Annotated in this window: 16 protein-coding genes; all 16 read right to left on the reverse strand. The window is 37.8% G+C overall.

What is annotated here, in order from left to right; all coding sequences use genetic code 11:
• Window positions 1-208: 208 nt before the first annotated feature.
• Window positions 209-1,468 carry an RIP metalloprotease RseP gene (gene rseP / locus CD001_RS18580; RefSeq protein ID WP_096189090.1) on the reverse strand — a complete coding sequence of 420 codons (1,260 nt, stop codon included), beginning with the start codon at window positions 1,466-1,468 and terminating at the stop codon, window positions 209-211.
• Window positions 1,469-1,481: 13 nt separating this feature from the next.
• Window positions 1,482-2,630 carry a 1-deoxy-D-xylulose-5-phosphate reductoisomerase gene (locus tag CD001_RS18585; RefSeq protein ID WP_096189091.1) on the reverse strand — a complete coding sequence of 383 codons (1,149 nt, stop codon included), beginning with the start codon at window positions 2,628-2,630 and terminating at the stop codon, window positions 1,482-1,484.
• Between the two features lie 71 nt (window positions 2,631-2,701).
• Entirely contained in the window at window positions 2,702-3,493 is a 792-nt protein-coding gene (locus CD001_RS18590; RefSeq protein WP_096189092.1) for a phosphatidate cytidylyltransferase, read from the reverse strand.
• A 14-nt stretch (window positions 3,494-3,507) separates the two neighbouring features.
• On the reverse strand, window positions 3,508-4,278 hold the full coding sequence (locus tag CD001_RS18595; protein ID WP_096189093.1) for an isoprenyl transferase: 771 nt from the start codon (window positions 4,276-4,278) through the stop codon (window positions 3,508-3,510).
• A gap of 390 nt (window positions 4,279-4,668) precedes the next feature.
• Window positions 4,669-5,226: a ribosome recycling factor gene (gene frr, locus CD001_RS18600; RefSeq protein WP_096189094.1), complete on the reverse strand. Its 558-nt coding sequence runs from the start codon at window positions 5,224-5,226 to the stop codon at window positions 4,669-4,671.
• Window positions 5,226-5,951 carry a UMP kinase gene (pyrH, locus tag CD001_RS18605; protein WP_096189095.1) on the reverse strand — a complete coding sequence of 242 codons (726 nt, stop codon included), beginning with the start codon at window positions 5,949-5,951 and terminating at the stop codon, window positions 5,226-5,228. The genes frr and pyrH overlap by 1 nt, the downstream gene beginning before the upstream one ends.
• 135 nt (window positions 5,952-6,086) lie before the next feature.
• Entirely contained in the window at window positions 6,087-6,968 is an 882-nt protein-coding gene (tsf, locus tag CD001_RS18610) for a translation elongation factor Ts (RefSeq protein ID WP_096189096.1), read from the reverse strand.
• A 202-nt stretch (window positions 6,969-7,170) separates the two neighbouring features.
• Entirely contained in the window at window positions 7,171-7,869 is a 699-nt protein-coding gene (gene rpsB / locus CD001_RS18615; RefSeq protein ID WP_096189097.1) for a 30S ribosomal protein S2, read from the reverse strand.
• Window positions 7,870-8,023: 154 nt separating this feature from the next.
• The gene (locus CD001_RS18620; protein WP_096189098.1) at window positions 8,024-8,593 is read right to left on the reverse strand and encodes a DUF6115 domain-containing protein; all 570 of its coding nucleotides are present in this window, start codon (window positions 8,591-8,593) and stop codon (window positions 8,024-8,026) included.
• A 15-nt stretch (window positions 8,594-8,608) separates the two neighbouring features.
• Complete coding sequence (locus CD001_RS18625; RefSeq protein WP_096189099.1) at window positions 8,609-8,929, reverse strand: hypothetical protein; 321 nt, start codon at window positions 8,927-8,929, stop codon at window positions 8,609-8,611.
• A gap of 36 nt (window positions 8,930-8,965) precedes the next feature.
• Window positions 8,966-10,342 carry a DUF342 domain-containing protein gene (locus tag CD001_RS18630; protein ID WP_179298815.1) on the reverse strand — a complete coding sequence of 459 codons (1,377 nt, stop codon included), beginning with the start codon at window positions 10,340-10,342 and terminating at the stop codon, window positions 8,966-8,968.
• 58 nt (window positions 10,343-10,400) lie between these two features.
• The gene (locus CD001_RS18635) at window positions 10,401-11,177 is read right to left on the reverse strand and encodes a FliA/WhiG family RNA polymerase sigma factor (RefSeq protein WP_096189101.1); all 777 of its coding nucleotides are present in this window, start codon (window positions 11,175-11,177) and stop codon (window positions 10,401-10,403) included.
• 10 nt (window positions 11,178-11,187) lie between these two features.
• Window positions 11,188-11,541, reverse strand: a complete 354-nt coding sequence (locus tag CD001_RS18640) for a hypothetical protein (RefSeq protein WP_096189102.1) — start codon at window positions 11,539-11,541, stop codon at window positions 11,188-11,190.
• A complete protein-coding gene (locus tag CD001_RS18645) occupies window positions 11,541-12,044 on the reverse strand; it encodes a chemotaxis protein CheD (RefSeq protein ID WP_096189103.1) in 504 nt (167 codons plus the stop codon). Before CD001_RS18645 ends, CD001_RS18640 begins: the two co-directional genes overlap by 1 nt.
• On the reverse strand, window positions 12,037-12,678 hold the full coding sequence (locus CD001_RS18650) for a chemotaxis protein CheC (RefSeq protein ID WP_096189104.1): 642 nt from the start codon (window positions 12,676-12,678) through the stop codon (window positions 12,037-12,039). The genes CD001_RS18645 and CD001_RS18650 overlap by 8 nt, the downstream gene beginning before the upstream one ends.
• Window positions 12,678-13,139 carry a chemotaxis protein CheW gene (locus CD001_RS18655; RefSeq protein WP_096189105.1) on the reverse strand — a complete coding sequence of 154 codons (462 nt, stop codon included), beginning with the start codon at window positions 13,137-13,139 and terminating at the stop codon, window positions 12,678-12,680. The genes CD001_RS18650 and CD001_RS18655 overlap by 1 nt, the downstream gene beginning before the upstream one ends.
• Window positions 13,140-13,179: the final 40 nt, after the last annotated feature.

Genomic DNA, 13,179 nt, shown 5'->3' on the forward strand with positions numbered 1-13,179 from the left:
GGATGTGGTGACTTCGGCGTCCCCGCAGGACGCGGGGGTTTTAGCCGAAGATCTGATCTAGCGATTTGCCTCGACGGACAGGACGTCCTAATGCGGGGCATGCCACAGGACGTGGCGTATTGCCCGGTTGACGGATATCACCACAGAGCAATGCTAGAAGAGGAAGAGGCATCGCTTTTCGCCGATAGGCGGGCGCCTTGCGCTTTTCTTATAAGAAGAATTTATTAATGTCATTCCAAGTAACAACGAGCATTAATAACATTAACAATGCAAAACCGATAAAATGGACGAGTCCTTCTTTTTGTGGGTCAATAGGCTTGCCGCGAACAGCTTCTAATCCAATAAACATGAGACGTCCTCCGTCTAACGCTGGAAGTGGGAGTAAGTTAACGATTCCTAAATTCACACTGAGAATCGCAGCCCATTGCATTAAAACGAGAATTCCCATCGCAGCGACTTCCCCGGTATAGCTGTATATTCCTACAGGGCCAGCAAGATGGTCCAGGCTAAACTGTCCGGTTATGAGCATCCCTAGTGCTTCAATAATCAGCACTGTGTATTCGTATGTTTGGGTAAAACCAAATCCGATTGCCCCTAACACATTCTTTTCTGTTGGAGGGTAAATGCCAACAACTCCATCAACCTCTTCTTCTGGGTTGATCCGTTCTTGTGGTGTCATGGACACATTAAATGTTTCAGAACCCCTCTCAACCTCAAATTGTAATGGTTCATTCGGGCTCGCTTGAATGATGGTCGTCATCTCTTCCCACGTTTCTACCGATTCACCTTCAATGGAAACAATTCTGTCACCGGTTTCTAGTCCTGCTTGTATCGCTACTCCATCATCTGTCACACCGCCTACAACAGATTCATCTACAGGCATCCCTGCAATAAGTGCATAGGCCATTAAAATGACAGCTGCTAAAACGAAGTTCATTAAAGGACCTGCAAATATGGCCATTGCACGCTGGGGAATTGTTTTTGAACCGAATTGTCTGTCGTAAGGAGCGATTTGAGTAGCCTGCTCATCATAGACATACTCAGCTTTTTCGTCAATTTTGTACGTAACAATTCCTTCTTCATCATTCAAATACCCTTGTACAAAAAGGTCTTTCTCCATATCAATTTTTTCTACTGAAATGACCTTACAATCTGGATGTTTTGACTTATTATTAATAATAATTTTATTTACTTTACCGTCTCTGTTAAATAGCAGGCCAACTTCATAACCAGGTTTAATTTGAATCATTTCCGGATCTTCTCCGGCCATTCTGACAAAACCTCCTAACGGCAGGAGACGGATCGTATATGTCGTTTCATCTTTTTTAAATGAGAAGATTTTCGGACCGAAACCAATAGCAAACTCTCGGCAAAGTATCCCTGCTCTTTTAGCAAAGATGAGGTGACCTAACTCATGAATAAACACGAGCAAGCCAAAAATGATGATTATTGCAATCAATGTATTCATGGATTCACATCCTCTAATTCATATAGGTTTTTACAACATTTCGAATATCTTCATCAACCGAAATTATTTCTTCGAGCGTAGGGTTTGAAATTTTGGTGTGATCGTTTAAAGCTCTTTCAACAACCTCCTCTATTTGCAAAAAGGAGAGTTGATTATTTAGAAAAGCCTCCACAGCTACTTCGTTGGCTGCGTTTAATACAGTCGGCATCGTTCCGCCCGCTCTACCTGCGTCGAACGCTAACTGCAAACACCTAAATCGCTCAAAGCTTGGTTTTTCAAAATGAAGTGCGCCAATTTCCCATAAGTTTAACGGCTTTCCACCATGTACTTCTAGGCGAGAAGGCTTTGATAACGCGTATTGAATCGGCACTTTCATATCCGGGGTACCAAGATGGGCTAGTACACTACCATCAATATATTCTACCATAGAATGTATAATACTTTCTTTATGTAAAATAACATCAATTTTTTCATAATCTATATTAAATAACCATTTTGCTTCAATCACTTCTAACCCTTTATTCATCATCGTCGCCGAATCAATTGTAATTTTAGCGCCCATCGACCAGTTTGGGTGATTCAGTGCATCTTTAACCGTAACCCCTTCCAAATCTCCTCTCGTCCGATCACGAAAACTACCGCCAGAGGCTGTTAAAATTATTTTTTTGACTTCCTTTTCAACGTTACCTTCTAAACATTGATAAATCGCTGAATGTTCGCTATCAACGGGAATTAATTCTACCCCGAATTTTTTTGCTTTTTCTGTTACAAGGTGACCAGCAGTTACGAGTGTCTCTTTATTTGCAATCGCAACTTTCTTCTTCGCTTCAATTGCAGCTAAAGTAGGCTCTAGTCCGATGCTGCCCATTACGGCATTGACAACAATCTCTGCATCTGTATGTGCTGCAACTTCGATTAATCCTTTCTTTCCATAAACGACGTTTACAGAAGTTGGAACAAGTTTTTGTACCTCGTCCGCAATCTCTTTCGTTTTAACACTGACAACTTCTGGTTTAAACTCATGAATTTGCTTGAGTCCTTCTGTCATGTTTGTACCAAAACTCATTGCACTTAATTGAAATATATTTGAATGAGAACGAATAATGTCTAACGTTTGAGTTCCTATAGACCCAGTTGACCCTAATAAACTAATTTTTTTCATCGAGATGCTCCTCTTATTGCATAAAAATTTTAATCGTCATTTTCTAAAACTATATCGATCAAGAGAATGACTTATATTAAGGCGAATAAAAATAAGACAGGCATAACAAAGATCAAACTGTCAAAGCGATCAAGAATCCCACCATGCCCAGGTAAAACTTGTCCCGAATCTTTTACCGAATAATGTCTTTTTAGTGCAGACTCGACCAAATCCCCCATTTGTCCTGCTACAGATACGACGAGTATAAATATAATTGTTTTATAGAAAGAATCAAACAGAGGAACAAACTGAACATAAACGATGCCGATGATAAAGGCTAAAACGATTCCGCCAATCGCTCCTTCTATCGTTTTCTTTGGACTAATTTCTGGCCAAAGCTTCCTTTTTCCAAGACTTCTTCCTGCAAAATAAGCGCCAGAATCTGTTGACCATACTAAAATAATAATGAAAAATAAGAGAGCTAGTCCATCATCTAAAAAGCGTGTATACATAAAATAATGAAAGCCAAGCCCTATATAAACTGAGGCTAAAATTGTAAATCCCGCTTCATCAAAGCTAAATGAATTTTTCGTAATGACCGTAAATGCTAGTAAAATGAATATGAATAATAAAAATAATTCCATTTTGGTCATATGTAACCAATCTAAAGTAAAGTACATGTCCGGTATGAGCAAAAGCCACATAAGGAAAAAGCTCAACAGACCTTGAATCGAAAATGGAGAAATTTGTTTCATTTTTAGTATTTCTCCCATTGCGATTGTTGCCAGAGCGATCATTAATAGTGTAAAGGGGAGGTTACCGATGACGACAAGGCCAATAAAGCCAGCACCTGCAATCACACCCGTTATAATGCGCTGTTTCATATTCCTCCACCTTTCTAGACTCCACCATATCTTCTCGTACGCTTCTGATAAACGTGAATCGCTTCTAATAAATGTTCTTCTGTAAAATCTGGCCATAATACATCTGTAAACCAAAATTCAGAGTAAGCTAACTGCCATAACATGAAATTGCTGAGGCGAATTTCACCGCTCGTTCTAATGAGGAGGTCCGGATCTGATAAGTTGCCAGTCATTAAATGTTCCGATAACATCTCTTCATTAATCTCGTCAATGGACATCTTCTTCTCTTCAACTTCTCGGTAAACCTTTTTGACCGCTTCAATGATTTCATGACGGCTGCCATAATTTAAAGCGAAGTTTAATGTCAAACCGTCATTGCCTCTCGTTTCTTCAACTGCACGTTCTACCGCTTTTATTGTATGACTAGGTAAATTTTCTTTTGATCCAGTCAATCGAACAACAACATTTTCTTTCACTAACTTCGGAAGCTCTACATTTAAAAAACGTTCTGGTAACCTCATTAAAAAGTCTACTTCACCTTTCGGTCGTTTCCAATTTTCTGTCGAGAAGGCATATAACGTTAACGCTTCAATTCCGAGTTTATTCGCTTGCCGAACAATTTTACGAATCACGTTCATTCCTTCTCTATGACCAGCAACTCGCGGGAGTCCTCTTTTCTTAGCCCAGCGTCCATTACCATCCATAATAATGGCTATATGTTTTGGCAAGTTTTCAATTTCATATGAAATTGAAGTCTCCATATCGACAAGTTGTTTTGTCTTACGACCTGTAAGTTTTCTTAGCATTGTTTATCCCCCAAAATACTTAAAATGCCCCATACCTTTTCAGGACATATCATTATGTATGAATGTTTCGCGAAGGAGCGTTTTAATCTTTCACTTATCTTATCATTTTATCCATCATACACTTTTTTTTAAACAATTTATATACCATAAAAAAGAGAGTGTTAAAAGCTCAGGAAAATAACCTTTGTTATTCTATTTATAGAGAAGTGTGAAATGGACTAGCAACAGACTTTTAGAAAACAGCTTTGTAAATCCCTGTTTTATAAAAATACTTTTGTTCACTGAGCTTATGGCTTACTTCTATTCTTTATATAGACGTAGTATAGAAATTGTAAAAAAACCCCCTGAGAAAAGAGGGTCTTTTGCATCTTTATTTTACATGTTTTTGCGTTACACTTCCATGATTTCTTCTTCTTTTGCTTTTGCAATCTCTTCAATTTGGCTAATTACGTTATCTGTTAGCTTTTGGACATCATCTTGACCGCGGCGTAGCTCATCTTCGGTAATCTCGCCATCTTTTTGAACTTTCTTTAATTCATCGTTCGCATCACGTCGAATATTTCGTACAGCTACCTTCGCATCTTCTGAGTATCGCCCGACTAATTTAGTCAACTCTTTACGGCGCTCTTCTGTTAAAGCAGGAATAGAAATTCGAATAATATTCCCGTCACTAGAAGGTGATAAACCGAGGTCCGCTTTTTGGATCGCTTTTTCGATATCTGAAACAGATGATTTATCAAATGGTTGGATTGTTAGCATGCGTGCTTCTGGAACAGAGATTGTTGCGAGTTGATTTAGCGGTGTCATCATTCCGTAATACTCAACTTGTACTTTGTCTAAAATAGACGGATTCGCTCGACCTGCACGGATTGTTGCTAATTCTTTTCGATAAGAATCGACTGACTTGTTCATTCGTTCTTTTGATTGATTTAAAATTTCGTTTGTCATCATTCTTTCCCCCTTATAATTGTTCCAATGTCTTCACCTTCAACAGCTCTTTTAATATTACCTTCTTCAGTAATGGAGAATACAATTAATGGAATGTCATTATCCATACATAACGATGAAGCAGTTGAATCCATTACGGCTAGACCGTCTTTTAATAAATCTAAATAAGTCAATGTTTCATATTTTTTCGCATTCGTATCTACTGATGGATCTGCGCTGTAAACTCCATCCACTTTGTTTTTAGCCATCAAGATGACATCAGCTTCAATTTCAGCTGCTCTTAATGCAGCCGTTGTATCTGTTGAAAAATACGGATTTCCAGTTCCAGCTGCAAATATAACGACTCGTTTTTTCTCAAGGTGACGGATAGCTCTTCTTCTTATGTAAGGTTCTGCCACTTGTCTCATCTCAATGGATGTTTGGACACGAGTTTGTACACCAATGTTTTCAAGGCTGTCTTGGAGAGCTAATGAATTCATTACCGTTGCAAGCATCCCCATATAATCAGCTGTCGCACGGTCCATTCCTTTCGCACTGCCGGCCATACCTCTCCAAATATTCCCTCCGCCGACAATAATCGCTACTTCTACGTCTAATTCAATAATTTCACCGATTTGTTTGGCGATGGATTGAATGACAGATGGATCGATTCCGTATCCTTGATCGCCCGCTAAAGCTTCTCCACTTAATTTCAAGACAATCCGATTGTATTTAGGCTTTTCCATGGTACCCTCCAATACGATCAATTCCCAATTTGATGATCATTCATGATGAATATTATTATTGCACTCATTTACATCTGTTTGAATTAAAAAGTCTTTGGAAAAAAGGGACACAACGGTGTCCCTTTTAAAAAATACTTATTTTTTCACTTGAGACATAACTTCTTCAGCAAAGTTATCTTCACGCTTTTCTAGACCTTCTCCTACTTCATAACGGTAGAAAGTTTTAACTTTTGCATTTTTAGACGCAACGTACTTACCTACTTTTTGATCTCCATCTTTTACAAATGCTTGATCATTTAAACAAATTTCTTCGAAGTACTTGCTTAGACGGCCTTCAACCATTTTATCAACAATATGCTCAGGCTTACCTTCGTTCATTGCTTGTTGTTTAAGAACTTCACGCTCACGATTTACTTCTTCTTCAGATACTTCGTCGCGGCTTACATATTTAGGGTTAATTGCAGCAACATGCATTGCAACATCTTTTGCTACTTGTTCATCTGTCGTTCCTTCAAGAACTGTTAACACTCCGATACGTCCACCCATATGGATGTATGCACCAAAAGTCTCGTTATCGCCACTCTCAACAATTTCAAAACGGCGAAGTGAGATTTTTTCACCAATTTTCGCAATTTGATTGTTGATGAAATTCTCTAACGTTCCTTCTGCATCAAAGTCTTGTCCTAAAGCTTCTTCTACGGAAGATGGAGCGTTTTTTAGTAGATGTGTAGCTATTTGATCGACAAGGTTAATAAAGTTTTCATTTTTCGCTACGAAGTCTGTTTCTGAGTTAATTTCCACTAAAACTGCTTTATTTCCTTCAGTCTTAATATGAGCTAAACCTTCTGCAGCAACACGATCTGCTTTTTTCGCAGCTTTAGCAATCCCTTTTTCTCTAAGGAAGTCGACTGCTTTCTCCATATCGCCATCCGTTTCAGTTAACGCTTTTTTGCAGTCCATCATACCTGCACCTGTTTGTTCACGCAATTCTTTTACCATTTTCGCTGAAATTGCCATTGGAATTCCTCCTTAAATGTTAAATGGAAATTATGTCGTAACTTTATTAGGAACACTCTCATTTTTACCCCTATGTAAAAGTATTGTCAATCAACAGGGTAATCAATCTAATTTATTCATAAAGTACAATCTTTTTAACGAACTTGCTTTAAAAAAAGGGTGATAAGGGTCTAGCCCTCTATCACCCTTTTCGACAGCTGTATTAAGCCGTAGTTTCTTCACCTTGGTTTGCTTCAATGATTGCATCTGCCATTTTCGCTGTTAGTAAACGAACAGCACGGATCGCATCATCGTTACCAGGGATAACGTAGTCTACTTCATCTGGATCACAGTTCGTGTCAACAATAGCAACGATTGGGATGTTCAGCTTATGAGCTTCCGCAACAGCAATACGCTCTTTACGTGGATCAATAATGAATAAAGCATCAGGAAGCTTATCCATTTCTTTAATTCCACCTAAGAACTTGTTAAGACGATCTTTTTCTTTATTAAGAAGAACAACTTCTTTTTTAGGAAGGACGTCAAATGTTCCATCTTCTTCCATCGTCTCAATTTCAATTAAACGACCGATACGTTTACGAATCGTATCAAAGTTCGTTAATGTTCCACCTAACCAACGCTGGTTAATGTAGTACATGCCACAACGCTCTGCTTCTTCTTTCACAGCGTCTTGGGCTTGTTTTTTCGTTCCTACGAACAAGATTGTTCCACCTTGTGCTCCTAGGTCACGAACAAAGTTGAACGCTTCGTCAACTTTTTTGACTGTTTTTTGCAAGTCAATAATGTAAATTCCGTTTCTTTCGGTGAAGATGTAGCGATCCATCTTTGGGTTCCAACGGCGTGTTTGATGACCGAAGTGCACCCCTGCTTCTAATAATTGTTTCATGGAGATCACTGCCACTTCACTCACCTCCTCTTGGTTTTTTTTCCTCCGTTCGCATCTCCTTTAAGTGAAACTGCAAGAAATGCAGCACCACCACTTAAATCAGCAAACGTGTGTGATTAACACCGAGAAATAATATACCATATTGTTCATCTTATGACAAGGGCTCTCGTTATAATTGTTTATTAAACTTTAACAGTAGTTCTACTTCTCCTGCTCCCATATCTAGTTGTTTGGCAATATCGTGTACGTTGTAACCTTTTTCATATAATGAAAGGACCTTTGAAGTTGTGGAAGTTTCTACATATTTATGTGCAGTTTCTTCTTGAGGAGAGGGAGGTTCGTATAATGAGTACTTTACATCTTCAAAATCTTCATGCTCCTTTACACGCTCATTTGCATAACTTTTAGAATCACTGCTTTTATGATCGACATTTGCCGTAGACACTTGTGCCTGGTCCTCGACTGTATTTGTATGCTCTTCCGGTTGTAAGTTCGTATGAACGCTGTTTTGTACATTAGGATGACCTTCATGTTGAATATTTAAATGATTCATCCGTCGTGCAAGCCTGTCGTTATTGTCCTTCATTTCGGTCGTATAGGCGATTAATAAATCTTCCATCTCTTTTACCGTTTTCTTGTGATCGTTTGGATGCTGCTCATTTTGTCTTTGGAATAGGATGACAATGAAGAAGAAACTAATAAAATGTAACATTAAGCTTACAATTAATAAATATACCATACATACTTTTCCCCTTTACCATGATGCGTCAAAATTCTTACCTTTATATGGGTGATGCTCATTTTCCTCTTCTTCTTTGCCTTTTTTTCTATGTTCATATGTAAACATTTGATCTTTGCCACGCTTTTGTCCATCGTCTTCATTGTTAAGATTCTTCTTTTGAGAATGTTCAGATTCTGTAACTGACTTCTTCTTTTTTTGTTCCTCTTCCTCTTTACTTTTAGCAATATATCCTTGGGTGATTTGTCCACGCTGCTGTAATTGATCTTGGATTTTCCCGGCTGTCTGAGTACGAGGCAAAGCTACTTGCATTCCGAGTGACTTTACTCCTCCCATAACCGTTCCCTCCTTAAAATCTCTCGTTAACAATATTTACAGTGATTCAAAGCTGATTTCCCGTTGGTCTAATCGGAACATAACATATTTGTGTTTCGTAACGATTTTCCGTCTATATTTACCAAAATGGATATTTGTATTCGGGTAAAGTTCATTAAAAATACGAATTTGACTATTGGACTGACTTTGAAAAACAACCTCTAAATCGGCGAGCTCATCTTTTATCTCTTCAATGTTCTGTTGTGTTTCTTTAAATGAGTTTTGCACCCGCAGTTTCATAATCCGGTCTTGGCTGCTCAATTGACTTTGCTTTTCTTTTTGTATTAATTTTTTATATAACAATCCCAGCTTTTGTACATCTGATTGTAACGTTTCTAATTGAACCTTTAAAAGCTTTTCTTTTTCGATAGCATGTTGTCCAATTCCTAAATAAAGAGAGGTAGGTGTGTTCATATTATTTCCTACTTCATTTACTTCAATGCCTTTACCTGCAGAAATGCTGCCTCCAACTATATTACCGCGGCCATGTTTACAATAAACATACCCCTGCGCTTCTATATGACTATGTAAAATTGATTGTGAAACGACGACATCTCTGGAAACCCTTACATTCCCTTGATTAATAAAAGACGTAGTAAAGTCACCTTTTGCTTCGATGATTCCTTTTCCTTGAGCTACTACACCTTGATGAATAAAAATAGAGCCCCCAGCTTCTAATGTAACTCCTTCCACGGATCCGTGAATTCTGATATCTCCCGCCGCTTTAATACGAAAGCCTTCTGGAACATTCCCTCGTATATTGACATTGCCGACAAAATCGATATTTCCTACTTTTAAATCCAAATCACCATTCACTTCGTATACTGGATAGACGTGAATAACTTTACGATCAACAGACAACTGGCCATCTACCGTAGCAATAACTTTCGTCCCTTCTTTATTAATTCTCGTATTTTTTCCGGGTCTTAGCTTCATATCTTTGCCCGGCTTCGGTTTTAATTCTACCCCTAGTACGTTCATACCCGATATTCCGTCCTTACTAGGAACTTTTTCACCTACTACCGTTCCTTGAGTAACGGATGGGATTTCGATTACTTGTTTTAAATCTACTTTTACTGTATCATCTAGAGCAATATTCTCATTTTTATTTAACGGAATTATCGGCTTTAAATAAGCATCTTCTCCATCAACTGCCTTCTTCCCTTCTGCTACGATGACTGGAGATGTAACTTTTCCATCTTTCATATCTTCAACAATATTTTGATGAATCCCGTATTTAATTCCGTGTTCATTGATAAACTGTTCTATTTCGTCTAAACTTACTTGTTCATTTGCTGTCGACTTCAGTTTAACATAGGCTTTTAAATGATCATCACTTATCTCAATTTCAAAAATATCATTTAATTCAATCATTGGTATCATCCCTTAAATGTTTACTAGACATCTATTTGGCAGATACTAAATTAGTATCTTATATGTGTTCTTTTTTCTTTAACAATTTTTGTTGTAATTTAAACAGCGTTTTAGAATGTATTTGAGAAATTCTAGATGTCGATAGCTTTAAGACTTCACCTATTTCAGTTAATGATAATTCTTCAAAATAAAATAAACTGATCACAAGCTGCTCCTTTTCAGACAGCTGCTTGATGACTTCTTCTAATTCTCCCATTTGTGCTTTTTTTACAAGACTTTGTTCAGGAGTTAAAGTGTTCCGATCAACAATGGTTGAGGAATAAGATTCTTCTCTTTCACTATCTTGTGTCGGTTCATCAATTGACAACTGATTCGCTAAAAAACTCTCATTCATAATATGAAGAACATCTTCCTCTTTCATCGATATCTGTTCTGCGACTTCAGTAGAAGAAGGTGTCCTCCCTAATTCTTGTTCTAGTTTTTCGATCGTTTGTTCGATTTTCTTTGACTTTTCACGTAGAGATCGCGGAAGCCAATCTTCCTGCCGCAACCCATCTATAATTGCACCGCGAATTCGAAAAGAAGCATACGTATCAAATTTAAGATCTCTTGAGTGATCAAACTTTTCTAATGCATCATACAAACCGAACATCCCATGGCTCCGTAAATCATCTAAATGAACATTTTTCGGAAGGGTTGCTCCAATTCGTTGAACATGATATTCAACTAACGGAGTGTATGCATGGACAAGTTGGTCACCCGCAACAGTATCGCGATCTGATGTCCAGCGATCCCAGTCTTCTATTAGTTTCTTTGTAACATGAACTTGAGGCATCGGAACCCTCCTACTCATTCAATAATTGTTTTACATAACCACTCGTTTTCTTCACTTCGTCTTTTTGAAATTCAGCTTCTCGTTCGCTTTGACCTTGCTTCATTTCAGCAATCTGTTCTTCTAATTCTTCAGGTTGATTTTCTTCCTTTAATAGACGACTTTCTTTTTGTGAATGCTGTTTTTCAGCAAAAACATATTTATAAGACCAGTAAAGGAAGATACCAATTACTCCACCTATGATTGAACCCATTAGGCTTCGGATTACAGATGTTAAAAAAGTATTTATAAATATAGATGATAAAAACACGGTGACTAACCCGATGAGTGAAAAGTGAAAAAACCATTTGATGTTCCCTTGAATCATTAGATCTCCTTCACTCCTTTATTTACAGTTCGAATTTCTAGTACCATCGTGCTTGGGTTAAATTCAATTGTTCTACCACTGTTCCCGCCTACATCTTCACTTACGATCGGGATCTTATGTGCGTCCAAGGCTTGTTTTACTGCTTCAACATTTCTCGGTCCGACCCTCATCACTTCATTATGTGTAGAAAATTTAAACATTTGTGCGCCTCCAGCTATTTTGGCTTTTAATCGGATAACAGTAGCACCTTCTTTCATTAATCCGCTAACTAAATCTTGAATAGCTGTATTCGCATATTTTGCTCGATTTATTGCGCCTGATTTTGCTAATGATGAATCAGGGAGCATAATATGTGCCATCCCAGCTAGTTTCTTGCGCTCATCAAATATAATGATTCCAACGCAAGAGCCTAGACCTGATGTACGAATCGTATTAGGGGGGGTTGTAAGTTTTAAATCTGCCATTCCTACTTTAATAACTTGAGCTGATAATACGCTATTCATCGACTGGTACTCCTAAAGATTCAAAGATTTTTTGAAAGGAGTCAGGATCCGGTAATAGAAAAAAGTGACCTTTCGTTTTAGTAATATTTTCTTCATCCTTTTCGTCTATTTCGGTATCGATCACGATTGCATAGTCACCAGTTCTGGAGATTTCGATTAACCCGTGACTAATAATAGCCATCATCATATCAATTGCTACTTCTGGAGGGGTCGGCTGTAAATTCAGTTTCGTAAAATCAGCCAGTGCCGATAAGTATGAACCTGCGAGAATATTCCCCATTTCATTTAGTGCTGATAAACCCATTTCCGAATAAGGAGGTGCTGTTAAATCTATACTTTCATCACCAGTTAAATGCTGAATGAGCACAGATGCTTCTTCAACAGGAAGCATAAAAAACATATTTCCTGGGGCATCTCCTTGAATTCTTAAAAAAATGCCCGCAACAACCGTTTCTTCACCACCAAGAGTATCACTTATTTCATTAAAAGGAACTACATTGACAGACGGGACTTGCATTTCAATTTCCTTATTTAATAAATTTGATAAAGCAGTCGCAGCATGTCCCGCTCCAATATTACCTACTTCTTTTAACGTATCTAAATGATAATCTTTAATGTTATCTAAGTAACTCATTAGCCATGAGCCTCAATCTCATGTAATTCATTTATTTCTTGATGATTTAACACTTTATCTAAGTTTAGCAATATTAAAAGACGCTTATCTAGTTTTGCTACACCTCTAATATAATCAGCTTCAAGACCGCCAACCACTTCAGGTGGAGGTTCAATCGCCTCGCCTCTTATGTCGATGACATCATTAGCAGCATCAACAATTAACCCTACTTCCATTTCTTCATATGAAATAATAATAATCCTTGTCGCATTTGTCTCTTCTGCAGGTTCTATCCCAAATCGAGACCTTAAGTCTATAATTGGTGTTACAACCCCTCTTAAATTAATGACTCCTTTAACAAATGGTGGTGTATTTGGCACACGTGTAATATGCTGGACACGCTCAATGGACTTCACTTGCTCAACTTCAACTCCGTATTCTTCATCCTTCAATTGAAATACAATTACTTTTAAATCCGTCACGTTTACGACCTCCTAATATAAAATCTTTCATAATCACTTA

Origin of the sequence: Evansella halocellulosilytica, from assembly GCF_002335745.1 — a bacterium.
In the GTDB taxonomy this organism is placed as follows: Bacteria; Bacillota; Bacilli; order Bacillales; family Salisediminibacteriaceae; genus Bacillus_CA; species Bacillus_CA halocellulosilytica.